Source organism: Diplocloster hominis (assembly GCF_032380655.1).
Classification (GTDB): Bacteria; Bacillota; Clostridia; order Lachnospirales; family Lachnospiraceae; genus Diplocloster; species Diplocloster hominis.
On sequence record NZ_JAWDIY010000054.1, the window covers coordinates 1 to 24,232 of the forward strand.

General features: G+C 48.7%; 17 protein-coding genes. 15 read left to right on the plus strand and 2 right to left on the minus strand.

Features of this window, described 5'->3' with window-relative positions:
• Window positions 1-286 precede the first annotated feature (286 nt).
• From clpX to ABC831_RS25010, 6 genes are all read left to right on the plus strand, one after another.
• Window positions 287-1,843, plus strand: coding sequence for an ATP-dependent Clp protease ATP-binding subunit ClpX (gene clpX / locus ABC831_RS24985; RefSeq protein ID WP_343250792.1), 1,557 nt, complete (start codon window positions 287-289; stop codon window positions 1,841-1,843).
• 78 nt (window positions 1,844-1,921) lie between these two features.
• Complete coding sequence (locus ABC831_RS24990) at window positions 1,922-3,679, plus strand: S8 family peptidase (RefSeq protein ID WP_343250793.1); 1,758 nt, start codon at window positions 1,922-1,924, stop codon at window positions 3,677-3,679.
• Between the two features lie 20 nt (window positions 3,680-3,699).
• On the plus strand, window positions 3,700-4,161 hold the full coding sequence (locus ABC831_RS24995; protein WP_343250794.1) for a signal peptidase II: 462 nt from the start codon (window positions 3,700-3,702) through the stop codon (window positions 4,159-4,161).
• Between the two features lie 84 nt (window positions 4,162-4,245).
• Entirely contained in the window at window positions 4,246-5,067 is an 822-nt protein-coding gene (locus tag ABC831_RS25000) for an undecaprenyl-diphosphate phosphatase (RefSeq protein WP_343250795.1), read from the plus strand.
• Between the two features lie 56 nt (window positions 5,068-5,123).
• Window positions 5,124-6,548 (plus strand): MBOAT family O-acyltransferase, encoded by a 1,425-nt coding sequence (locus tag ABC831_RS25005; protein ID WP_343250796.1) that lies wholly within the window; start codon window positions 5,124-5,126, stop codon window positions 6,546-6,548.
• Window positions 6,549-6,575: 27 nt separating this feature from the next.
• Complete coding sequence (locus tag ABC831_RS25010) at window positions 6,576-7,817, plus strand: hypothetical protein (RefSeq protein ID WP_343250797.1); 1,242 nt, start codon at window positions 6,576-6,578, stop codon at window positions 7,815-7,817.
• Here ABC831_RS25010 and ABC831_RS25015 read toward each other — a convergent pair.
• Complete coding sequence (locus ABC831_RS25015) at window positions 7,786-8,421, minus strand: lactate utilization protein (RefSeq protein WP_343250798.1); 636 nt, start codon at window positions 8,419-8,421, stop codon at window positions 7,786-7,788. The genes ABC831_RS25010 and ABC831_RS25015 overlap by 32 nt on opposite strands.
• Window positions 8,422-8,723: 302 nt before the next feature.
• On the opposite strand from ABC831_RS25015, the gene ABC831_RS25020 reads away from it, so the two are divergent.
• Both ABC831_RS25020 and ABC831_RS25025 read left to right on the plus strand, forming a co-directional pair.
• The gene (locus ABC831_RS25020) at window positions 8,724-9,317 is read left to right on the plus strand and encodes a type IV toxin-antitoxin system AbiEi family antitoxin domain-containing protein (RefSeq protein WP_343250799.1); all 594 of its coding nucleotides are present in this window, start codon (window positions 8,724-8,726) and stop codon (window positions 9,315-9,317) included.
• Window positions 9,314-10,156 (plus strand): nucleotidyl transferase AbiEii/AbiGii toxin family protein, encoded by an 843-nt coding sequence (locus ABC831_RS25025; protein WP_343250800.1) that lies wholly within the window; start codon window positions 9,314-9,316, stop codon window positions 10,154-10,156. Before ABC831_RS25020 ends, ABC831_RS25025 begins: the two co-directional genes overlap by 4 nt.
• A 334-nt stretch (window positions 10,157-10,490) precedes the next feature.
• Here ABC831_RS25025 and ABC831_RS25030 read toward each other — a convergent pair whose 3' ends face one another.
• Window positions 10,491-11,381 carry a DegV family protein gene (locus ABC831_RS25030; protein WP_343250801.1) on the minus strand — a complete coding sequence of 297 codons (891 nt, stop codon included), beginning with the start codon at window positions 11,379-11,381 and terminating at the stop codon, window positions 10,491-10,493.
• 474 nt (window positions 11,382-11,855) lie between these two features.
• Between ABC831_RS25030 and pepF the strand changes: the two genes are divergently transcribed.
• The 7 genes from pepF (at window position 11,856) to ABC831_RS25065 (ending at window position 23,981) form a co-directional block, all read left to right on the plus strand.
• Window positions 11,856-13,652, plus strand: a complete 1,797-nt coding sequence (pepF, locus tag ABC831_RS25035) for an oligoendopeptidase F (RefSeq protein ID WP_343250802.1) — start codon at window positions 11,856-11,858, stop codon at window positions 13,650-13,652.
• A 34-nt stretch (window positions 13,653-13,686) separates the two neighbouring features.
• On the plus strand, window positions 13,687-14,694 hold the full coding sequence (locus ABC831_RS25040) for a hypothetical protein (RefSeq protein WP_343250803.1): 1,008 nt from the start codon (window positions 13,687-13,689) through the stop codon (window positions 14,692-14,694).
• 156 nt (window positions 14,695-14,850) lie between these two features.
• Window positions 14,851-16,533, plus strand: a complete 1,683-nt coding sequence (locus ABC831_RS25045; RefSeq protein ID WP_343250804.1) for a hypothetical protein — start codon at window positions 14,851-14,853, stop codon at window positions 16,531-16,533.
• On the plus strand, window positions 16,533-17,243 hold the full coding sequence (locus tag ABC831_RS25050) for a DUF6063 family protein (RefSeq protein WP_343250805.1): 711 nt from the start codon (window positions 16,533-16,535) through the stop codon (window positions 17,241-17,243). The genes ABC831_RS25045 and ABC831_RS25050 overlap by 1 nt, the downstream gene beginning before the upstream one ends.
• 93 nt (window positions 17,244-17,336) lie before the next feature.
• Complete coding sequence (locus ABC831_RS25055; RefSeq protein ID WP_343250806.1) at window positions 17,337-21,788, plus strand: coiled-coil domain-containing protein; 4,452 nt, start codon at window positions 17,337-17,339, stop codon at window positions 21,786-21,788.
• A 395-nt stretch (window positions 21,789-22,183) separates the two neighbouring features.
• Complete coding sequence (locus tag ABC831_RS25060) at window positions 22,184-23,209, plus strand: TFIIB-type zinc ribbon-containing protein (protein WP_343250807.1); 1,026 nt, start codon at window positions 22,184-22,186, stop codon at window positions 23,207-23,209.
• Window positions 23,210-23,222: 13 nt separating this feature from the next.
• Complete coding sequence (locus ABC831_RS25065) at window positions 23,223-23,981, plus strand: TPM domain-containing protein (RefSeq protein ID WP_343250808.1); 759 nt, start codon at window positions 23,223-23,225, stop codon at window positions 23,979-23,981.
• Window positions 23,982-24,232: the final 251 nt, after the last annotated feature.

Sequence of the window (24,232 nt, forward strand, 5' to 3'; positions counted from 1 at the left end):
TCAATAATGAGGGGTTTTATCGTTTTTTGTCTATGCGAAACCGACATAGAATCAATCAAAATCACGAATTCCATATGGTTATTCTTCCCGGTTTAATTTCTTAAGTTCGCGCCTATGGGACAGACCCCTTTCCCGGCGTGGCTGCCTGAAGATTTGACTTTCCTGCCGAAAGGTGCCGGTCCCCTTCGCATCCAGTTTATAAAAAGTTTACTTGTAACCACACAAATGGTGGTCTATAATGAAAAATGAATTGATTTTAGTATGAATGTAGAAGAGGTGGTCGTATATGGCATTTGATGATGATAAGATATCAGACGAAAAGCTTGATGATAAAAAACATGTCGGAACAGAAGATAAGAAAAAGGACGATGAGTATGAAAGCGTATGTTTCCTCTGCCGCCGTCCGGAGAGCCAGACCGGCAAGATGATCCATCTGCCCAATGATATCTGCATCTGCCCGGACTGTATGCAGAAAACTTTTGACATGGTGGAAAACAGCGGATTCCAGACTTTTGATTTTATGAATCCGAATCATGTGTTACCGAAGAATAAAAAGCCTGCCGGCGAATCCCAGGATGAGAAAAAAGAGCAGGACATAGCGCAGGAGACAGATGCACAGAAGAAAACTCCGGACAGTCAGAATCAGGGTTCCATGCCCTATATCAGTATGATCAATCTGGCGGACCTGCAGAATATGATGCCGAAACCGCAGAAGATCAAAAAGAAAAAGCCAAAAGATGAGCAGGACAAGCCGGCCCTGGATATCCACAGTATTCCGGCTCCGCATAAGATCAAAGCCAGCCTGGATGAGTATATCATCGGACAGGAGCAGGCAAAGAAAGTGGTGTCGGTTGCTGTTTATAACCATTATAAGCGTGTGGCTACCGGAACCATGGACGATATCGAGATCGAAAAATCCAATATGCTGATGATCGGCCCCACAGGCTGCGGAAAGACGTATCTGGTCCGTACCCTGGCCAGGCTGCTGGATGTGCCGCTGGCGATCGCGGACGCCACGTCTTTGACAGAGGCGGGGTATATCGGTGACGATATCGAGAGTGTGGTTTCCAAACTTCTGGCCGCCGCGGATAATGATGTGGAAAAAGCGGAGCGGGGGATCATCTTTATAGATGAAATCGATAAAATAGCGAAGAAAAAGAATACAACCCAGCGGGATGTCAGCGGTGAATCTGTACAGCAGGGGCTGCTGCGGCTGCTGGAAGGCAGTGATGTGGAGGTCCCGGTTGGGGCAAACAGTAAGAATGCCATGGTGCCGCTTACGACGGTGAATACAAAGAATATTCTGTTTATCTGCGGCGGGGCGTTTCCGGACCTGGAGAATATCATCAAAGAGCGTTTGAATAAGCAGTCTTCCATCGGTTTCCAGGCGGATCTGAAAGATAAATATGATGATGACCCGACACTGCTTCACAAGGTCACGGTTGAGGATATCCGGCATTTTGGGATGATTCCTGAGTTCATCGGCCGGCTTCCGGTAATTTTCACCCTGGATGGTTTGACCGAGGATATGCTGGTTAAGATATTAAAAGAACCCAAGAACGCGATTCTGAAGCAATATCAGAAGCTTCTGGAACTGGATGAGGTGAAGCTGGAATTCGATGACGGAGCGCTGGAGGCCATAGCCAGGAAAGCGCTGGAGAAGAAAACCGGAGCCAGAGCGCTGCGGGCGATCATTGAAGAGTTTATGCTGGATATCATGTATGAGATTCCGAAGGACGACAATATCGGCAGGGTGACGATCACACAGGAATATATCAATCATACGGGAGGTCCGGTCATTGAGCTTCGGGGAAATCTGCCCCGGATCGCGGAGCAGGCGTAGACCCTTAGGAATATTCCGATCATGTCTGAAATATACCAGCTCTGCATATAGTAGTAAAAAAGATATGAGAGGAATCTCATGCCAGAAGATATGCAGGAATTTGTGGAGGAGATACAGGCCTCCCAGACACAGAGCGGGCGGCCTGCGCCGGAAGAATGCCGCCGACGGATTGTCTCCAACGATTATGCTGATTTTATCTATAATACGGATGTTGTATACCAGGATATAGAAGAATTATTCGGCCCTTACTGTGTACAGATCGTGAACCGGCAGTTTGTAACCATGTATGCTGACCGCTCCAGGATGCTTCCTCTGTCTGTAGGGAATTTTACGTATACAGCGATCCCTAACTGTTATACGCTGCTGGACACTGCGGCGCTGGATGCCAGCGGAATTACCCAGATCCAGAATCAGCCTACCCTGAACCTTACTGGTAAGGGCGTGATTATAGGATTTATCGATACCGGAATTGATTATCAGAATGATATTTTCCGGAATGCCGACGGAACCAGCCGGATACTGGCTATCTGGGACCAGACGGTTCAGACGGGACAAATGCCCGAAGGCATCAACTATGGAAGCGTGTATCGGAAAGAAATGATAGACGAGGCGCTGCAGCGTACGGATCCCTATGAGCTGGTACCCAGCAGGGATGAAGATGGTCATGGAACGGTGATGGCCTCCGTAGCCGCGGGCGGCCGGAACCCGGAGCAGGATTTTACCGGTGCGGCCCCGGAAGCAGATCTGGTAGTGGTAAAATTAAAAGAAGCAAAAGAATACTTAAGGCAGTTTTATTTTATTAATCCTGAGGCCAAAGTATATCAGGAAAATGATATCATGCTCGGAATCCGGTTTATCGGGGATATCGCGGCTGAGTACAACAGACCGGTGATCTTCTGTATAGGTCTTGGCACAAATCAGGGCGACCACGGAGGCAGTTCACCTCTGGGGCTGTTTATGACGGACACGTCCGGTGGCCGGGGCCGGGCCATGGTGGTCGGCACCGGGAATGAAGGAAATCAAGGACACCATTTCGCGGGAAAACTGGAACAGAGCCTGGAATACCAGGATGCGGAAATACGGGTGGGAGCCGGTGAAATTGGATTCACCCTTGAATTATGGGGGCAGATCCCTGACATATTTTCCGTATCCATCATATCCCCTACGGGAGAGTCGGTGCCCCGCACCATGAACCGGATCGGCTACAGTGATGTGTATAATATGGTGTTTTCGGGAACGACTATCTATGTGGATTATCGGGCGGCATCAGAGATCGCCGGTTCCCAGATTATTTTCATGCGGTTTGAAAATCCGATTCAGGGAATCTGGACGATCCGGGTGTTTGGAAATAATGTAAGCAGAGGCGTCTACAATATGTGGCTGCCGGTCCGGGGGTTTACGGTTACGGATGTTGTATTCCTGAGGCCGGAACCGGATATGACGCTGACTGAGCCCTCGGCTGTGACCAGTGCCATCAGTGTTGGTACGTTCAATGACAGCAATGAGAGCATGTATCTGGACTCAGGGCGCGGTTTTGCGAGGGATAATATTGTGAAGCCGGAGTTCGCGGCTCCGGGGGTGAATGTATACAGCGGGCTGCCCGATAACCGGTTTGGAGACAGAACCGGTTCCAGCGTGTCCGCGGCGCTGACGGCAGGCGCAGTGGCGCTGCTGCTGCAATGGGCGGCTGTTGATGGGAATGATGTCACGATCACTCCCATACAGTTGAAAAATTATCTGATCAGGGGAGCCACCAGAAAGCCGAATCTGACTTATCCCAACCAATCCTGGGGTTATGGGGCGTTAAACCTGTATGGGACATTTCAAAATCTTTGAGGTTACAAAGGAGAACAGGAATGATTTATCTGATCATCACGGCCGGGATTCTGGCGCTGGATCTTGCGGTAAAAGCCTATATTGAAAAAACAAAGAAGCCGGGAGACACCCAGGAGATTCTGGGAGGAAAAGTGATCCTGCAGAAAGTATATAACCGGGGATTATGCCTGAACCTGCTGGACAAAAAGAGAAATATTGTGGTGGGCTTATCTGCCGGCTGTACGCTGGCAGTTCTGCTCTTTTATATCGGCCTGCTGTTTCAAAAGGGGTATCATGGTCTGAAGCTTGCGCTCAGTTTTTTGGTTGGCGGTGCGCTCAGTAACCTTTATGACCGCCTGGTCAGGAAATATGTGGTAGACTACTTTAGTTTTCAGGTAAAATGGAAAAGATTGAGCAAGGTGGTATTCAATCTGGCTGATCTGTTTATTTTCCTTGGATCCGCCCTGGCAGTGATCGCTGCTATGTGCAGGAGAAAAGCGTAAGACGGAACCGGAAAGCGGAACCCGGGCAGAGGCGGACCCAAAAATCAGGAGGAGTCGTAAGGACAACCAGGAAAGGATCACAGGATGTTAGACATTATAAAAGCAATCATATTGGGAATTATCGAGGGTATCACGGAATGGCTTCCGATCAGCAGCACCGGGCATTTGATTCTGGCGGATCAGTTTATCAGGATACAGATGTCGGATGCGTTTATGGAAATGTTCAATGTGGTGATCCAGCTCGGTGCGATACTTGCAGTTATTGTGCTCTATTTCAAAAAATTGTTTCCGATCGGGAAGATGAATGGCTGTTACCGTGTGAAAACAGATACGGTCTCTCTGTGGATGAAGGTGATCGTGGCGGTCCTTCCGGCGGCCCTGATCGGTGTTCCCTTCGAGCAGCAGCTGGACGATCTGTTTTACAATTACCAGACGATTATCGTGACGCTGATCGTCTACGGTATCCTGTTTATCCTTTTGGAAAATAGAAACCGTACCAAACTGTTTCCGATCAACAGTTTTTCTGATGTAACATATCGAACGGCGCTGCTTATCGGCGTATTCCAGGTATTAGCCCTGATTCCCGGTACGTCACGGTCGGGGGCTACGATACTGGGGGCCATGCTGCTCGGGTGTTCCCGGGCGGTATCGGCGGAATTTTCTTTTTTCCTGGCGATTCCGGTTATGTTCGGAGCCAGCCTGTTGAAATTATTAAAATTCGGGTTTGATTTTACCGGCCTGGAGATCGCCGTGTTAGCAGCAGGTATGATTACCGCTTTTGTGGTATCCATTCTTGCCATCAAGTTTTTAATGGGATATATCCGCAAACACGATTTTAAAGCTTTTGGCTGGTATCGGATTGTGCTGGGAGTCATCCTGGGTGCATATTTTATCTTTCTGGCCTAGTGTACTGACATGCCCATATCCTGACAGCACACTAGCGGACGTAATGGAGAACAACTATGGTTTTTGCATCTTATGAATTCGTTTTTGTCTTTCTGCCGGTTGTGGCAGTCATTTATTTCCTTTTGGGAAAAATAAGTACCATACGTATCCAACACCTGTTTTTGGTGTTGGCTTCGTTGTTTTTCTATGGATATTTTAATGTAAGCTATCTGTGGATTATTATGGCTTCCATTGTTGTGAACTACGGGATCGCGGTATCGATGCAGAGGATGGAGCGGATTCGCCTGCCTCTGTTCGTACTGGGGATTCTGGTTAACGTTGGGCTGCTGGGATATTTTAAATACTATGATTTCTTCGTGGAGAATATCAATGCTGTTTTCCATGCAGATTTTGCCTTGAAGCATATACTGCTTCCTCTGGGGATCAGCTTCTTTACGTTTCAGCAGCTTTCCTTTCTGGTCAGTGTCTTTAAAAAAGAAGAAAAGATCGGTCATTTTATCGATTACTGCCTGTTTGTCACCTTTTTCCCTCAGCTGGTTGCCGGCCCCATTGTATTGTATAAGGAAATGATGCCCCAGTTTCAGGAGGAAAAGCGCCGGCATATGAATTATGAAAATATGGCCACCGGTTTTGGTATCTTTGCGCTGGGGATGTTTAAGAAGGCGGTTCTGGCAGACACGCTGAACGTGTTTGTAGGAAATGGATTCGGCTCGCCGGCAGGATTGGGATTCCTTCCGGCGTGGCTGACAGCTCTGTCCTATACCTTGCAGATTTATTTTGATTTCTCCGGCTATTCGGATATGGCGATCGGGATCGGGCGCATGTTCAATATCCATCTGCCGGTCAATTTCAATTCCCCCTACAAATCAGCCAGTGTGACAGAGTTCTGGAAGCGATGGCATATCACGCTTGGACGGGCTTTGTCCACGTATGTCTATATTCCGCTGGGCGGGAACCGGAAGGGGCTTCCCAGAACCTGTATCAATCTGATGCTGGTGTTCTTAGTCAGCGGTCTCTGGCACGGCGCCGCCTGGACTTTTGTGATCTGGGGGGCTCTGCATGGGCTGGTCAGTGTGTTTGAAAGGATCTTTCATAAGCAGCTGGACAAGCTGCCGCATATACTGCGGGTAGCGGGTACTTTTTTGTTTGTCAATGCCGCCTGGGTGCTGTTCCGGGCCGATTCCCCGGGCACTGCTCTGGCTTTGCTCAAGGAAATGTTCCTGCCAGCCTCGTTCAATCTGGCCGGGGTATCAAAAATAGCGGCAGATGGGATCATTAATTTCCCTATGGCGGCGAATCTGCTGCTGGTAGCGGGGATGGTGCTGATCCTGCTGTTTATCGTATTCAGAAACAGGAATACCCTTGAGATGATGAAAGGATTTACCTATAATCGAACATATATGGCACTGATTGCGGCTGCATTTTGTATTGCGGTGATCCATCTTTCCCGGGAGAGCGTGTTTATTTACTTTAACTTCTAGTGTTTCATCCGGTAAGAAACTGATTTTATGATAGACAGAAAGGGTTTGGATATTTTGAAAAAAGCCAGCAACAGAAAAGATGAACTGGAAAAGGACTATGAATCAGCATCTGATCCTTTAGAATCAGCCGGCGAGGCTTACGGCGGTTTTGGTACCGGTCAGCAAAAGAAGTCCAATGATCAGAAGACGGCGGCAAGATGGTTCCGTAATCTGCTTGTGCTCATCGCGGGACTTCTGGTCCTCATGATGCTTTTTGTATATTTTATCGATCCCTTTTTGTATTACCGTTCGCAGGATCACCGCTACTGGCTGAATTCCAGATATGTGACCAAAGGGATACTGGAACACGAGGACTATGACACGGTGATCATCGGCTCTTCCATGGTGCAGAATTTCCGCATGCAGTCTTTCCGGGACAAGCTGGGCTATGAACCCGTCAAAGCGACCATCGGAGCCATGAACCTGACGGAGATGGAAATGATGCATGAGATCGTGCGGGACCGCCCGGAGGTTGAGCGGATCATTTTGAATCTGGATCTGGCGGAATTCACGAATGACGATCAGTCCGTTATCTTTCCCGCTTACCAGTACGACGATAATCCGTGGAATGACTACAAATACCTGCTGGGATATGAGACCTGGATGCGGTTTCTGCCTCTGGATGTGGTGATTGACGGAATGTACCAGCTGGGAGTCAAGCTGCCGGAAAAGGTGGAGCAAAAGACCAGGATCGATGATCTGGCAGACTGGTCGGATGACGCGGTGTTCGGCAGCGAAGTAACCTGGAATTACTATCAGAGCCTGCCGAAGGTTCCCTCCGGCAGCAGTCCGGAAGAGATCTATGAGGTCATGGTATCCAGATTTGAGGCCTTTATGGAGCAGATGCAGTTTCAGCCGGACAAGGAATATCAGATCATTTTTCCTCCGTATTCCGCGCTTTACTGGGTACAGGCGGCTGAGGAGGGGACTTTTGACGCGGAGCTTCGGTTTAAGCGTTATATTGTACAGTATTTTTCAGATTGGGATAATGTGCGGATGATCGATATGCAGGAGATTCCGGAGATAACAGACCTGGACCACTATATGGATCTGGTGCATTTTGATCCTGAGATACAGGAAATGATCGTGGATGCTATCCAAAGCCGGAGCTGTGATATCACAGCGGCAGATGTAAATGAGCGGATAACAGCCACGATCGATATGGCGAGAGCCTTCGTCAAAGAGGAGGACGCGAGATTCAGTAACCCAATTCCTCTCCTATCAGAATAACTTTAATCCGTCCCGGTATATGGGAACGTCTGGTTATCACCATGGAGCTGCAGATACATTCCGGTGACAGACAGTCTTCGCATTTTCCGGTAACCGCGCAGGGAGTCTTGCGATTGAGGCGGATATTGTTGGGCGGGGCCGCCATATTGCGGACCCGGTCCATTCCGGCTTTTACGTCTGGCACCAGCTTGTTCATTCCAGCCATGACGATGACATTGGCAGGTCCGAAAGACAGACAGGAAACCCGGTTCCCGGCACCGTCTATGTTCACCAGCTGTCCGTCCAGTGTGATTGCGTTAGAACTCATAAAGAAATAGTCACAGACATATATTTTAGACATGATGTCCTTTTTTTCTTCCGGTGTGGAGGCACTGTGACGGTCCAGGAGCGTATGTTCGGAATTCTTCAGCGCTTCCATCATTCCGCATTCCTCCAGTGTCATAGAACCTCCCCAGGAGACGGCAGAGGGGGTATCCATGAACTCCATGGCTTTTGCGACCGCGTCTGTTGATGTGGGACAGTAGTACCCCTCCATCCCTCTTTTCTTAAAATTCTGTATGACGGTAGCGGCGGCTTTTTCATAATATTGCTTTTTGGGTGTCATGTGGTATTCTCCTTTCACTAAAATTTGATAGTCAAGCTTGAATAAAGATTCCGGTTTCATTCTTCGATGTAACCCAGGTGCGCCTGCTTTTTCCAGCATATCCTTTCTTCAACCTCATGATGTGCAGTGCGTATGATGATCAGAAATCCTGATCTGATTATACCACCGCACCGCTAAAGATTCTACTGGCAATCAGCCGGGAATCCCATAGACCGGCCGAAAATATTGTGTCAAAAATAAAAATTGACTTTCATCATAATTTTGATTACAATATTATAAATTTGTTATAATGAGGTGAGCGTATGGATTTCATGACTAAACTTGCCGCTATCGCATCGGAACACGGCGGTATTATTGAAACTAAAGTAGCTGCGCAGCAAGGCATTTCAAAAGCTATGCTTTCTAAGATGTGCAAAGATAATAAAATCCATAGAATTGTGCAGGGACAATATATCCTGCCTGATGATATGCAGGATGAGCTGCTTTCCATAAGCAAACGCTCAACCCAAATAATTTTCTCCCATGAAACTGCTTTATTCTTGCATGGAATCTCAGACCGCACCCCCTTTGAACATACCATCACCGCCCCATCCGGGTGTATTCCCTCAGCAGCAATCAAGGCAGAGTGCAAAGTATACTACATTAAGCTAGAACTGTTTGAAATGGGCAAAACCATGTTGAAAACGCCCGCTGGAAACAATGTACCTGTATACGATTTGGAGCGTACGGTCTGTGATGTGATTCGCAGCCGAAATAAGCTGGGAACAGAAACTTTTCTGGCTGCTCTAAAGTTATATGCAGCAAGCCCTAAGAAGGATTTGAACCGACTGAACACATATGCCAGGAAGATGCGGGTTGCCAACATTCTGCGTCAGTATTTGGAGGTGCTTCTATGAGCAATGCCATGAGCCTAAAGGCAAAAATCAGAAATATTGCAAAACAGAAAAATATCCCGGCTCAGGTCATACTGCAAAACTATATGTTTGAACGGTTACTGGTGCGGCTCTCAGCTTCTGAATACAAGGAGAAGTTCGTATTAAAAGGCGGGCTGCTAGTAGCCGCTATTGTTGGCCTGGATAACCGGGTAACAATGGATTTAGACACTACGCTGAAAAATTTGCCGCTGACACCAGAGGCTATTCGCTCTGCGTTGGACAGCATCTGCGCAATCCACTTTGATGATGGGGTGACCTTCGAAATAGGGGCGGTTTCTCCCATCCGTGCGGATGACATCTACGGCGGATACCGGATTATGCTGAACGCAAGATTTGACACGCTGCTGACACCTTTGAGTATTGATGTGTCCACTGGGGATGCCATCACACCCCATGCACTCCCATATCAATTTACGGAGATTTTCGATGACGAAAAATCTTACGAACTGTGGGCGTACAACATCGAAACAGTCATGGCAGAAAAAATTGAAACAATCCTACACCGGGGCGTATTCAACACCCGCCCCAGAGACTTTTATGATGCGTACATACTGGCAACTACCCAGCTTTTCGATATAAAAGTTTTTACGGATGCACTGGCAGCAACGGCAGCGCACAGGGGAACATCTGAGCAAATCGCAGATGTTACGGGGATTATAAAAAATATTGAGGAAAGCACGGAGCTGAGGGGAATGTGGGATAAATACCGTAAACAGTTTACGTATGCGAAAGATATTACGTATGAACAAATCCTCGTAGTATTGGGAAAATTATGTGGTGGTTTTTCATGCCTACATTAAGTAAGATATTCGATAAGCGAAAAATCATGCTCTGCCACAACAAGAGTCTTTACATTGAACATTCTTTACAGGAGCCTTATAAGGAATCCACACAGGTCATCCTTTTTGCAGAGTATACAGGTCAGAATAGCCTCGAATTACGGCCCTGCAGAAGTCAATATCTGTGCAGCGGAGCTCAGCTGCCTGTGTTTATGCAGAGTTGTATGAATGATATATACTCTATGTACCTAAATGGAAATCGCTGCTGACTCAAAACCCGCAGTATACGGGGGAGTCAGCAGCGATTTATAAATGATAACCCTTTTCATGCGGAGAAGCCATGCGGCTGCCCGTTTTACACTCCGGCGTTGAATTTTTTAATAAAGCAAGCGCCAATGGCATCAGGGCCTGTATTAGTTCCAATGGTTACCCCGATCTGGAATAAGGGATAATCAATCTTACGTCCGATCATCTCTTCCAGCTGTACCCGGAATGCTTCTGCTTCCTCCACACAAGTACCTGTCGTAACACAGAAATCATAATCCTCGTAATTCTCACCGGTCTCAGAAAAATATTCAGAGACCATGGATAAGGCTTTATCTAACGATTTGTTTCTGCCCCGGATCGTTCCGTAGGGCATCAGTTCCCCGTCCTTTAACTGAATCAGCGGTTTCAGATTCAGCATGGTTCCTGCTATGGAGGATACCTTTCCGATCCGGCCCCCCTTCTGCAGATATTCCAGTGTCCCTACCGTAAACATAATACGGGAGGAGAGTCTTATCTGCTCCAGCCGTTTGACAGTTTCATCAAGGGAATATCCGGCGTCTCTCATATAAGCAGCCTGCAATACGGTTAAGCCTTCGCAGGAGGTCGCCTGCATCGAATCCACTACAGCGATATTGGCTTCCGGATAATCCTCTTCCAGAATCATACGGGCTGTCACTGCCGATTGAAAAGAACCGCTGAATTTGGAGGTCAGACAGACACATAGGATATCCCTGCCTTCCTTCAATGTTTCCTTAAATTTTACAAGATAATCCTGCACAGAAGGCAGAGAGGTCTTGGGAAAAACCTTTTCAGAAGTCAGGCGTTTGTAAAAGTCAGATATGGACAATTCTTCGATCTCTTTTTCATAGTGCTCCTGATCAAAAGAAACATAGAACGGAATTCTCTTGATTTTATATTGATTCAACAGGTCAGTCGGGGTGTCGCAGGACGAATCGCAGAATATTTCAAAATTATGCATAAAGTCTCCTTTTCCATGCTCGTTTTATGTCATAGGTTTTATTATATCATGATTGCACGCAATCATGCCCCGCCGGGGAGGATGCACACTCCGCGCCGGGGAAAGCGCTCCGGCGCAAATATAATGTCTGTCGACATTATATCATGATTGCACGCAATCATGCCCCTCCGGGGAGGATACACACTCCGCGCCAGGGAAAGCGCTCCGGCGCAAATATAATGTCTGTCGACATTATATCATGATTGCACGCAATCATGCCCCTCCGGGTGGGATGCACACTCCGCGCCAGGGAAAGCGCTCCGGCGCAAATATAATGTCTGTCGACATTATATCATACTTTTGAATTTACGCTATAACAAATTTTGGCTTAGATATGATAAATTTTCCATAATCTGGTATAATACAGAGTAGTAGAAAATTCAGCGCAGGATCCGGCGCTGCGGATAGGATAATATAATTCGGAGGAGACAGAATATGAAAGCGGTACCGAAAAGAGAAGATATGGATAAAACCTATTGCTGGGCAATGGAGGACCTGTACAGGACAGAAAAGGACTGGGAAGCGGACTTAGAGAAGCTGGCGCAAATGGAAACACAGATTACAGCTTACCGCGGACGCCTGGCAGAGAGCGGAGCGGTACTTCTGGAAGCCTTGAGAGAGCAGGATGAGATGTCGAAGCTGCTGGAAAAGGTATATGTATATGCCAGTCAGAAATCCCATGAGGATATGGGGAACGCTCATTTTCAGGAGCTGTCCAGCAAGGCATCCGTGCTGATGATGAAACTGGAGGCGGCAGGCTCTTATTTTGTGCCGGAGCTGCTGGCCATGCCGGACGGGAAGCTCGGGGAATATCTGCGGGAAGTAACTGGACTGCAGGAATACCGGCATTATTTGGAAAATATCATGAGGCAGAAAAAACATGTGCTCTCAGAAGAAATGGAAGAGCTGCTGGCTCAGGCGCAGGAGGTGGCACAGGGGCCTTCAGACATTTTTACCATGTTCAACAACGCGGATCTGAAATTCGGCATGATAAAAAATGAAAAGGGGGAGGAAACGGAGCTGACCCACGGCCGTTTTATCACCTTTATGGAGAGCCAGGACCGCCGGGTGCGAAAAGAGGCATTTAAACAGATGTACCAGGCCTATGACGGTTTTCGCAACACCCTGGCCGCTGCCTATCGGGCCAATGTAAAACAGGAACTTTTCTTTGCAAACGCAAGGCATTACGGTTCTTCTCTGGAAATGGCCCTGGACGGCAGCAACATACCGGAGGCCGTCTATGACAGCCTGATCGGGACCGTTCACGATAACCTGCCTCTGCTGCACCGGTATGTACGGCTGCGGAAGCGGCTGCTGGGCGTGGAGGAACTTCATATGTATGATCTCTATGTCCCGATGATCCCGGAAGTGGATATGCAGATCCCGTATGAAGAGGCGAAAGAGATCGTAAAAGCAGGTTTAAAGCCCTTGGGCGATGACTATCTGGATGTGCTGGAAGAGGGATATCATGACGGATGGATCGATGTCTACGAGAACCAGGGGAAGCGGAGCGGCGCATACTCCTGGGGGGCTTACGGGACCCATCCCTACGTGCTGCTGAACTATCAGGATAATCTGAATAACGTATTTACGCTGGCACATGAGATGGGCCACGCGCTGCATTCCTGGTACTCGGATGAGACACAGCCCTATATTTATGCCGGCTACAAGATTTTTGTGGCGGAGGTGGCCTCCACCTGTAATGAATCCCTGCTGATTCACCATCTGCTGGAGACGACCAGCGATCCGAAGAAGAGGGCCTACCTGGTAAATTATTTCCTGGAGCAGTTCCGGGGAACCCTGTACCGTCAGACCATGTTCGCGGAATTTGAAAAGATAACGCACCAGAAAGAGGCAATAGGAGAAGTATTGACGCCAGAGACCCTATGTGCGATTTATTATGAGCTCAATAAAAAATATTTTGGAGATGATATTGTCGTAGATGAGGCGATTGCCATGGAGTGGGCCAGAATTCCCCATTTCTATACATCCTTCTATGTCTATCAGTACGCCACCGGATTCTCCGCCGCCATTGCGATCAGCCGGAAAATCCTGGCGGGGGATCAGGAGGTATTAAAAGGATACCGCCAGTTCTTAAGAAGCGGAAGCTCGCTGTATCCTATCGATCTTCTGAAATTAGCCGGGGTGGATATGACAACGAAGGAACCGGTAGAGGAGGCATTAAAATTATTCGGCAGCCTTCTCGATGAGATGGAACTGCTTGTGAAATAAATAGCGGATGCCGCGCGGGAGAAGGATATTGTAAATGAAGCGTATTACTCTGGAGGAATTGCAGCAAAAAAACAGAATCGAAGATTACGGTGAGCTGTATCATTTTATCCTGGATCAGATCGGAGCTGGAAAGATCAAACCGGTGGCTGCATCGGGCAGAAACGGAAAGAAACCGGCCCTGTACCGCGCCTACTGGTTACTGGAGGAGAAGAAGGATTACGGGAAAGAGAAGGAGGAACTTCTCTATTCCCTTGATCCCCTTATATCGACAGACTATTATCTGCAGAACCTTGAGGTATATGAAAAAGAACGGAAATGGGTACTGCTGTTGAATGCCTATCTGCGGGAACATAAGGAACCGTTTAAGGAACCCGAGTCCATAAATGAGAGGAGTTTCGAAATTTTTGGGAAAGAAAAGTTTCTCAAAAAGGGCGGCGGAATGACGGTCCTGAAACACTGCAAAATTCCGCTTGAGTTTCTTAGAATCTATGAGACGGCGGAGCCGATGCCGGCGTACTGTCACAGCAGGGAGGTTCCGCAGAATATTCTGATCCTGGAGAACATGGACCCCTTTTACAGTATGCGCAAACACCTCATGGAAGGCGGAGAGCGCATCCTTGGGACACCGATCGATACTTTAATATATGGGGCGGGAAAGAAAATCCTGAAATCTTTTCAGGATTTTTCGGTATGCGCGGAGCCTTATATGAAGGATAAGAAAAACAGGCTGCTGTATCTGGGCGATCTGGATTATGAAGGGATTGGTATCTATGAGAATCTGGCCGGACAGTTTCTGGAGGAATATGAGATCGTTCCTTTTGTGCCGGGATATGAAGCCATGGTGCGAAAGGCAGTTTCCTTAAAGGGTGGGAATTCTTTTCCCGACGCCCTTCCTCTGGCAAGTGAGAAGCAGAACAGACATATTACCGGGCAATTCTTTACCTATATTTCACCGGGTCTGGTGAAACAGATGAAAGAGATCCTGGAAAACGGCCGCTACATCCCGCAGGAAATCCTGAACAGGAGCGATTATAAAACCTGAAGAGAGGGGACAGGCCCCTTTCTCGACGCAGTTGTTTGTCATGCCAACTCTACTGCCGAAAGATGCCAGTCCCCTCTCTTCCGATTGACATTCCACTGTGCAAAAGATAATATACAATCATTAATAATACACCCCGAAAAAGGCAAGGTAATCTCCATGCAGTATGAATTTCTGAAACAATTTCCAAAACGTATGAAAACGGTAGGGCTCTATGCGATCCTGATACAGAACAGTGCCCAGAAAATGACCTGGCAGAAATACGGGTTTTCCAAGGTAGATGAGCAGATCAATCTGATTTTCTCAGTACTTCTTTATATCATGGAGCAGTCTCTCAGGGAGGAGAACTGCACGAAGGATGATATCGGCGCGTTTATCGATACCTTGAACCAGATGCATTTCGGGAAGGATATGACCTACGGGGACTGCAAGAACCTGGGGGATTTTGTCCTGAATGTGGTACTGTCCAACGAAGGGAAGGCTATGTACTTCGACTGCTACGACTTCGAACAGAATGCGTATCACATTGTAAATATCAGCTACGTGGCTAACCGGATCGTGTATGTGGAGGAAGAAGTGAAGCGGACTTCTTATTACCTCACGGATGACGGCTATAATCTCCTGCTGGGGACTCTGGAGATCGAGAACAATATGCAGCTGACGATCCACGAGATGATTTTCAAGATGCATCTGGAAAAGCAGAGCTATGATAAAGCAGTAGACGAGATCAAAAATGTGTTCAACCTTCTGAGGATTCAGATACAGAAGATCCAGGAAGCCATGGGAAAAATACGGCGGAACGCGCTGAACTATACCGTGGCCGATTATCACAGCATACTGGACGAGAACCTGGAGACCATTAGCGATACAAAGCAGAAGTTTCAGAATTACCGGGAACTGGTGAAGTCCCGTGCGAAAGAGCTGGAAGAAGAAAAGATCAATGTGCGCCGCTTAAGCGCGAAGGAAGAGGAAAAACTGGACAATCTGCGGCTGATCGAGAGCTATCTGACCAGGGCCATCGACGAGCACCAAAGGATCCTGAACGGGCATTTTGACTTGAAGGCGCTCTATACGAGGGAATTGGAACAGTTGTCGCAGATGTCTTTGATCCGGCGCTTTCCCATGCGCAGCGGCCTGTACGATGAGGTACTGGCGCATCCGGAAAGCCTGGAACGGCTGGATTACTTCCTGCGGCCGCTTTTTGGCCGTGAACCGGATAAAATCTATAATCTGAACAAAGCCCTGGAACTGCAGCGGCCGGTCAGACGGCGCGCAGAGGAGGACGATCCGGAGGTGCTGGACTTTGACGAGGAGGCCTGGCAGGAGGAACAGGAGAGAAAAGTAAGGGAAAAGCTTAAGAAATATGAGGAGAGTTTATCCTGTCTTCTGGAGATGGCATCCGGTACAGGCCAGATCTCGCTGCTGGAAATCAGAGATACCCTGCGAAGGGAGGAGGAAGCGGCTGAAAACATGGCCAGACGGAAGCGTTTGATCCCTAATACGGAGATATTTAAGGAAATTATGGTGGAGCTGATCAAAAACCGGGAGATGGATATCCGCGCCCTCCGCCGGGAGCGCAGCGAATACATACAGGAAAAGGCGGAGAGCTTCCAGCTCAACGAGATGCTTCTGGATCTGACGCAGAAGGATCAAAACGGAAAGGATACGGACGCAGGGACCACGGACGGCAGAGCGGGAGGCCGCATAAGCAAGATAGAAGCATACCGTCTGGAGGACGGTAACGACGTTATCTTTGACCATGTGTTGAGTGAGGACGGATCTGAGAGGACGATACGCTGTTCGAATGTCATGATCCGGGTGATCAGGGAGGAAGAAGAATAATGGCTTATGAAATGGATGATATCAGGCTTTGCCAGGAAATATTTTATTATCTGCTGGAGCACCATGAACTGAAGGAAGAGGAAGAAGAGCGGCTGTACAAGGCATACACCCGGGAAGAGCAGGTACAGAACCTGGTAAAATCCCAGGGGGACGCCGCCGGCTGCGATATCGAGCGGTACGGAAATGTAATCTATCTCATTCCCAGGGAGGACAATAACTTTCTGGGATTCTCCAAAGCCCAGTTAAAAGCTGCCATATGCAGATCCAATGCCACCGATAAGGATTATTATCTCTCCCAGTTTGCCATACTGACTCTGCTGGTCGAATTTTTTGACGGACAGGGAAGCAGTGCGAAATCCAGGGAATATATGAGGGTGGGAGAGCTGCAGAACTGCATTTCCAGCCGGCTGCGGGAGGGCGCCTCCAACGTGGAGCCGGAAAAGGAAGAGGCGCTTGGCGTGGCATTTTCCAATATGCTGGAGGCCTATGAGGCGCTCCGGTCCGAGGAAAAGGGTTCCAGGGCCAGGACTACTAAGGAAGGCTTCTTGTACCATCTGCTGAATTTCCTGCAGAAACAGGGGCTGATCGATTATGTGGAAGAGGATGAGATGATCAAGACGACTAAGAAGCTGGATAATTTTATGGACTGGAACCTGCTGAATCAGAATCATTACCAAAGAGTGAAAAAAGTATTGGGAATAGATGGCTGAACGATCCCGTCTGAAGAGCATGCTAAATGTGGTGCCGGAAATGGCTTGTGATATGGCATGTACAATCGCAGATACACACGCATGGAGGAAAGTATGAGTAAAATCAACGCAATACGGCTGATCAATCTGAATTATAATAACAATGCCATCAAAGTCAGCGACGAGACCTTCCATATGAATGGACAGAGCACCCTGCTGGCCCTGCGCAACGGAGGCGGGAAATCGGTGCTGGTGCAGATGATGATGGCCCCGTTTATACATAAACGCTACCGGGATGCAAAGGACAGGCCCTTCGAAAGCTATTTTACCACGGGAAAGCCCACCTTTATCCTGGTGGAGTGGGTGCTGGACCAGGGGGCGGGCTATGTGCTGACGGGCCTGATGGTGCGAAGAAGCCAGGAGATCGCCCAGGAAGGGGCGGAACTAAGGGACGAACTGGAGATCATAAGCATCATCAGTGAGTACCAGGACCGGTGCATCCAGGATATCCACCATCTTCCTGTAGTGGAAAAGACAAAAAAGGAAATCACACTGAAAAACTTCGGGGCCTGCAGGCAGTTATTCGAAACCTATAAGCGGGACCGGTCTATGCGGTTTTTCTGTTATGATCTGAACAATTCTGCCCAGTCCAGACAGTATTTCGAGAAGCTTAAGGAATACCAGATTAACTATAAAGAGTGGGAAACGATCATTAAAAAAGTCAATCTGAAGGAATCCGGACTCTCCGATCTGTTTTCCGACTGCAGGGATGAGAAGGGGCTGGTGGAAAAATGGTTTTTGGATGCGGTTGAGAGTAAACTGGACAAAGAGAAAAATCGCATGAGGGAATTCCAGACCATCATCGAAAAGTATGTGGAGCAATATAAAGAAAACCGTTCCAAAATAAAGCGCCGGGATACGATTCTGCGTTTTTGCGAAGAAGGGGAGAAAATCCGCGCGGAGGCACTGCGATTCAGGGAAGCGGCCGGGCAGGTACGGGGCTATGAAAACCGGATCGCAGGGCTGATCGCGGAACTGGCCCGGCTGCAGGAGGAAGAAGAGCGGTTAAGGGAGCAGGTGCGTGCCAGGATCGGAGAGATCAGGGAGCAGCGGGAACGCCTGAACTACGAGAAACTATCCGGAGAGATCCATCAGCTGGAAAAAGAGGAACGGTTCTGCAGCAGCAACCGGGATATGATCGACGCGGAGAGAGAAGCGCTGGCGTCTGAGCTGGTTAAAATCAAGGAGAAGCTTCACCTCCTGGAATGCGCCAAACAGCAGCAGAGTGTGGACGAGGATGAGAGAAGCCTGTCGCAGGCCAGACAAAAGGCGGAGCTGGCCAGACAAAAGGGGGAAGCGTTGGAGCCGGAGCGCAGAAAGCTGGGATATTCCCTGAAGCAATATTACGGCGTTTCCCGCGATGAGTGGCTGCAAAAACAGGATTCCAACGCAGCCGATGTGCGGGCAAAAGCACAGGAAATCCACGGGGAAAAGCAGCGGGCTGTCGAACTGCAGGATCAGATCGTCGGGGCCGCGGCCGGAATCGCGGAGCTGAAGACGAAGATCAGGGCATTTGACCAGAGGGAGAGCCTGTTCAACAGGCACTATGGAGAGAAGCTGGCCCGGAATATCCTGGGGGAGTATGAGCCCGGAGCACTCGGGATTCTCCTGGAAACCTATGAAAAAGAACAGGAGGAGCTGGCAAGGAACCGGGTATCCGCCCGAAAACAGCTGGAAGTGTGGGGAGAGGAGAAGCGCAAACGGATACGGGATCTGGAAGACATAAAGCAGGAATCGGTATTGACAAAAGGAGAGCGGCTGGAAGCTTTGAATATCCGGGAGCAGTATGAGCGGGAGCTAACAGAGCGCAGGACGATATTGCGCTATCTGGAGCTGGGAGAAGATCAGATCTTTCAAACGGAGAAGATCCTGGCTGCCTCGGACCACAAGCTTAAGGAACTGCAGCAGGCGCGCCGGGCCCTGGAACAGGAAGAGGATCAGCTGAAAAAAGAATATGTCCGGCTGACCCAGGGAAAGATCCTGGAGCTTCCCGGAGAGTTCGCGGCCATGCTGGAAGAGCTGGGTATCCACTATGTATACGGTATGGAATGGATGAAGAAGAACGGCCGGTCATCGGAAGAGAACCGGAGACTGGCGGCCCGCCGCCCGTTTCTGCCCTATGCGCTGATTCTTTCCGAAAAAGAATTCCGGAAGCTTGCCAATTATGGGAACGGAAATGGAAATGAGAACGGAAATGGAAATGGGAACGGAAATGGCAGCGCGGTGTACACATCCTTTCCAATCCCTATTATATTGCGGGAACAGCTGGAAGATGAGAACGCGGCGGAGGGGAACCACGTCATAAACTTTGACCAGGTGCGGTTCTATGTGTATTTTAATCAGAACCTGCTGGATGAGGAAGCCTTAATGCGGATGATCCGGGAAAAGGAACAGCAGCTGCAGAGAGTATCCGAATCTATTTCCCAAAAACAGGAAGAATATACCGGATATTTTGAACGCCGTGAAAAAATAAGGAATCAGCAGGTGAACGCGGAAAAAGACCGGGAGAACCGGGAGACGATCCGGCTGGCGGAAGAGAAAATCGCGAAACTGGAAGAGCAGATCGGGGAAAAGACAAAGGAACAGCAGGAGCTGGAGCAGAAGCTGAACCAACAGCAGAAGCAGATTCTTCTCTATGAGCAGGAGACGCAGCGTCAGAACGCCAGGCTGGATGATTTTAAAGAATTTTCCCAGGCCTATGACGCATATCTGGAGGACCAGAGGACACTGGAGCATTGCCGGAAGCAGGACAGCCGCTTAAGAGAGCAGAAAAAGCGGAATGCAGAGCAGATCGATAAGCTGGAAAGCCAACTGAAATCTCTGGAATACGAGGGACTCAACATGGCGGACAAGCTTCGGGAAGTACAGGCGAAATGTGTGCTGTATGAGGATTTTGACGGAACGGAAACGCTGGAGGGGGATGTGGTCGACCTGGAGGGGAGATTCCTGGCGATCACTTCAGGACTGTCTTTGGAGCAAAAAGAGCTTGAGAGACAGGCAGCCGAATGCAGAAAACGGTATGAGCAGTCCCGGGAAGAGCTGCACTATCTGCAGAACAAGTATCAGCTTCCGGAGAACGGATGGAAAGGCATCCTGTACAGCAGAAAGGAAGAACAGCACCAGGAAGTGCTGCTTGAGGATCGCGAAGGGAAGAAGCAGCTCAAAGATGTCCTGTGGAATGAGGAGGACAAGAAGACGGCGGTCCTGCGGCAGCAGATCAGCGAGAAACGCCGGAAAATGCTGGAGGAATGTAAAGAAGAAGAGCCGCTTCCCATGGAGGAGATCGCCACAGAGGACTTTGAGGCGCAGATCAATCAGCTGCTGCATCAGGAGAAAGTGCAGACGGAGCAGGAGGAGGCACACAGCCGGAAGATCAGCGGATATGAAGGGAATCTCACGTCCCTGGCGGAATATGCCCATCTGGTGCAGACGGAGGAGACGACGTGGCCCCAGGCCCTCTCACTTATGAACCGGAAACAGTTAGACACCTTCAAGGGGGAGATGGTGCGGGATTACCGCCGCAGCATGGAGGAGGCCGGGGACTGCCGGGCCAGTCTGATTCAGCTTCTGAACCGGATTCTGCGAATCGAAGTATTCCAGGAGGATTTCTACCGCAAACCGTTGGAAGCGCTGTTAGAGCTGTCCAAAGACGCCGGCCAGGTGCTGGTCCAGCTGGACACTACGGTTCAGTCTTACCAAAGCCTGATGGAAAAACTGGAAGTGGACATCTCCATGGTGGAAAAAGAAAAGAAAAAAATCGTGGAGCTGTTGGAGGATTATCTGAGAGATGTCCATGAGAATCTGGGGAAAATCGACGCCAATTCCACCATCACCATACGGGAACGCCCGATCAAGATGCTGAAAATCCAAATTCCGGACTGGCAGGAGAATGAAGCCCTCTACCAACTGCGTATCTCGGATTTTATGGACGAGATTACCCGGAAGGGAATCGAGCGATTTGAACAAAATGAGAACGCCCAGGAATATTTCGGAACCCAGCTGACGACCAGGAACCTGTACGACACGGTGGTAGGGATCAGCAACGTCCAGATCCGGCTGTACAAGATCGAGGCACAGCGGGAATATCCCATAACCTGGGCGGATGTGGCGAAAAATTCCGGCGGCGAAGGCTTTTTGTCCGCCTTTGTAATCCTTTCCAGCCTGCTGTACTACATGAGGCGGGATGATTCCGACTTCTTTGCGGACCGAAATGAGGGAAAGGTTCTGGTTATGGATAATCCGTTTGCGCAGACCAATGCGGCCCATTTGTTAAAACCCCTGATGGACATGGCCGACAAGACCAACACCCAGCTGATCTGCCTGTCCGGACTGGGAGGGGATACGATCTATAACCGCTTCGACAATATTTATGTGCTGAACCTGATAACCGCCAGCCTGCGTAGCGGTATTCAATATGTGAGGACGGATCACATGAAAGGGTTGGAGGGAGAGACTGTGATTCCGACCCATATCGAGGTAACGGAGCAGATGGAGCTTATGTTCTAGAACATATCCCGTATATCACGCGTCGCACGCAGCGGCTGAAACACAGCCCCTAAGTGCCTCTGACATAAAAAAACTCCCATTAAAAGGGAGGATGCCAAGCAACCGGGTTGCTTGGCATTTATTATGAAAAAGTTTATTCAAATTGTAACTTGTCGTCTTATTCATGTGGCGGATCTTTTTTCTTTTGATAGTATTATTATATGGAATAGAAATGAAGAATTCATGTAACTTAAATGAAACTTTTTTGAATGATATTTGAATAAACTATGAACTCTGGGTCAAATCAAAAAGAGTGCGCTTCAGGGAGGTGCCGGTCCCTCCATGATTGCGATACAATGATAGACAGAAGCCTGCCTTTTCTGTTAAAATAGAAAAAAACCTCCGGGAGGATGACGATGGTTATTACATACAAGTGTCCCAATTGCGGTGCCGATCTGGTGTTTGACAGTGAAAAGCAGAAGCTGGTCTGCGGTCATTGCGGGACAGAAAAATCAGTGGAAGAGATGGAACAGATAACCGCTTCCCAAGCGAAAGATGACACAGGGCAAAGAGCAGAATTTAAGATGTTCCACTGCCCGACCTGCGGCGCAGAGATTCTGACGGATGAGCATACCAGCGCCACATTCTGCAGTTACTGCGGGAGTACGGCTCTTATCGAGAGCCGTCTTACGGATGAGTTGGCGCCGGCCTACGTAATTCCGTTTAAGATCAACAGGGAGCAGGCCAAAGAAGCTTACCTGCGCTGGACTAAGAAGGGAAAGCTCACGCCGCGGGAATTTTCAAGCCAGAGCACCATTGAAAAAATCAGCGGCATTTATGTGCCGTACTGGATATACGATTATGACACCCATGTAAAATTAAGGGCGGATTGTACCAGAATCCGTACGGAGCGCCGGGGCGATACGGAATACACCCACACGGATCATTTTGATGTATACCGGGAAGTGGCTGCTGCTTTTGAAAAAGTGCCTGCTGACGCATCCGAAAAGATGGCCGATGATGTGATGGACCGGTTGGAGCCCTTTGATTATAGTGCCATGAAGCAGTTTGAAATGCCTTATCTATCCGGGTATCTGGCAGAAAAATATAATTTTACCGATGAAGAGTTAAAAAACAGGATCGAAAAACGAATCCGTCAATATGCGGCTTCCTCCACCCGGGAGACCATCGGCGGTTACGCCTCTGTGAATGTTCTTCAGGAAAATGTAAATATGGCGGAGAAGAAAGCGGACTATGTACTGCTTCCGGTCTGGATGCTGAACTACCGCTATCAGAACAAAAACTACCAGTTTGCCATGAACGGCCAAACCGGGAAGATCGTCGGAAAACTTCCTGCAGGCAAGGGCCGGGCGGCTGCCTGGTTCGCAGGGGTGTCGGCTATTGTATTTGTGATTTTATCCGTCATCGGGATCTTACTTTAAGGAGGGCAAAAGATTGAAGAAAAAGCTGACATTGATCTGTTTCATCATCGCTATATTCTTATTCGCCACCGGATTCCGCAGTGACGAGCAGAAAGTTTTCGACAATGCAGGACTTCTCACAGAACAGGAAGCGGCAAGACTGCAGGGGCAGTGTATCGAAACTGCCCAAATCAAAGGGATAGACATTATTATCGTTACGGAGAACGGCCTCCAGGGAAAATCCCCCATGGACTATGCGGACGATTTTTACGATGAACACGCATTTGGCTACGATCAGGATCATGGAACCGGTATTCTGCTTCTGGTAGATATGCAGAACAGAGACTGGTGGATCTCCACATCCGGTGAAGCCATGCATTATTTCCCGGTAAAACGGACAGACAAGATGGGAGAGGATATTGCCGCCCATCTGTCCAAAGCCGAATATATGGAAGCTTTTGAGACCTTTATCGCTGAGACCGGTAAATACATGGGGAAAGATCCCAAACAGGACGGTCTGGCCGTAAAACTCCTGATCTTCCTGGGAATCGCGCTGGTATCCGGCGCTATAGTCACCGGTATCCTGTACCACCGCCAGAAGACCCCGATGACGGTCAACAGCAGGACTTACATGAAGGGGCATCAGCCCAATGTACTTCAGCAGTATGATCACTACACACACACTACTACCGTGACCAGACATATAGAACGTGACTCCGGAGGCTCCGGCGGAAGCGGTACCCATGTCAGCAGCGGCGGACACAGCCACGGAGGCAGCGGAGGAAAATTCTAGTAGCTGTCCCCTCTGCGTACGGCCATCTTTGGTAAATGGGGATTTTGAGAGGGGACCAATGTCATTTAGTTAAGAAATTATAAAAAGCAGAACCTTTTTAAACATCAAATAATGAATACGAACGATCAAATAAAGTACTCTATTATGCATCACAATAAGACAGATTGCTATCTGTCTCAAAAAGGTGTATATATTAGATGATGTTTATACAGCTCTGTATAGAAAACTAACGGAAGTCTTATGGCTGACAT

What these genes read in the sequence shown, in the direction of transcription:
- ABC831_RS25000 (WP_343250795.1), top strand. Translation starts at nt 4,246, where the DNA reads ATGTTAGACATTATAAAAGCAATCATATTGGGAATTATCGAGGGTATC.
- ABC831_RS25040 (WP_343250803.1), top strand. Translation starts at nt 13,687, where the DNA reads ATGAAGCGTATTACTCTGGAGGAATTGCAGCAAAAAAACAGAATCGAA.
- ABC831_RS25020 (WP_343250799.1), top strand. Translation starts at nt 8,724, where the DNA reads ATGGATTTCATGACTAAACTTGCCGCTATCGCATCGGAACACGGCGGT.
- ABC831_RS25025 (WP_343250800.1), top strand. Translation starts at nt 9,314, where the DNA reads ATGAGCAATGCCATGAGCCTAAAGGCAAAAATCAGAAATATTGCAAAA.
- ABC831_RS25045 (WP_343250804.1), top strand. Translation starts at nt 14,851, where the DNA reads ATGCAGTATGAATTTCTGAAACAATTTCCAAAACGTATGAAAACGGTA.
- ABC831_RS25005 (WP_343250796.1), top strand. Translation starts at nt 5,124, where the DNA reads ATGGTTTTTGCATCTTATGAATTCGTTTTTGTCTTTCTGCCGGTTGTG.
- ABC831_RS24990 (WP_343250793.1), top strand. Translation starts at nt 1,922, where the DNA reads ATGCCAGAAGATATGCAGGAATTTGTGGAGGAGATACAGGCCTCCCAG.
- ABC831_RS25055 (WP_343250806.1), top strand. Translation starts at nt 17,337, where the DNA reads ATGAGTAAAATCAACGCAATACGGCTGATCAATCTGAATTATAATAAC.
- clpX (WP_343250792.1), top strand. Translation starts at nt 287, where the DNA reads ATGGCATTTGATGATGATAAGATATCAGACGAAAAGCTTGATGATAAA.
- ABC831_RS25015 (WP_343250798.1), bottom strand. Translation starts at nt 8,421, where the DNA reads ATGACACCCAAAAAGCAATATTATGAAAAAGCCGCCGCTACCGTCATA.
- ABC831_RS25030 (WP_343250801.1), bottom strand. Translation starts at nt 11,381, where the DNA reads ATGCATAATTTTGAAATATTCTGCGATTCGTCCTGCGACACCCCGACT.
- ABC831_RS25050 (WP_343250805.1), top strand. Translation starts at nt 16,533, where the DNA reads ATGGCTTATGAAATGGATGATATCAGGCTTTGCCAGGAAATATTTTAT.
- ABC831_RS24995 (WP_343250794.1), top strand. Translation starts at nt 3,700, where the DNA reads ATGATTTATCTGATCATCACGGCCGGGATTCTGGCGCTGGATCTTGCG.
- pepF (WP_343250802.1), top strand. Translation starts at nt 11,856, where the DNA reads ATGAAAGCGGTACCGAAAAGAGAAGATATGGATAAAACCTATTGCTGG.
- ABC831_RS25010 (WP_343250797.1), top strand. Translation starts at nt 6,576, where the DNA reads ATGATAGACAGAAAGGGTTTGGATATTTTGAAAAAAGCCAGCAACAGA.
- ABC831_RS25060 (WP_343250807.1), top strand. Translation starts at nt 22,184, where the DNA reads ATGGTTATTACATACAAGTGTCCCAATTGCGGTGCCGATCTGGTGTTT.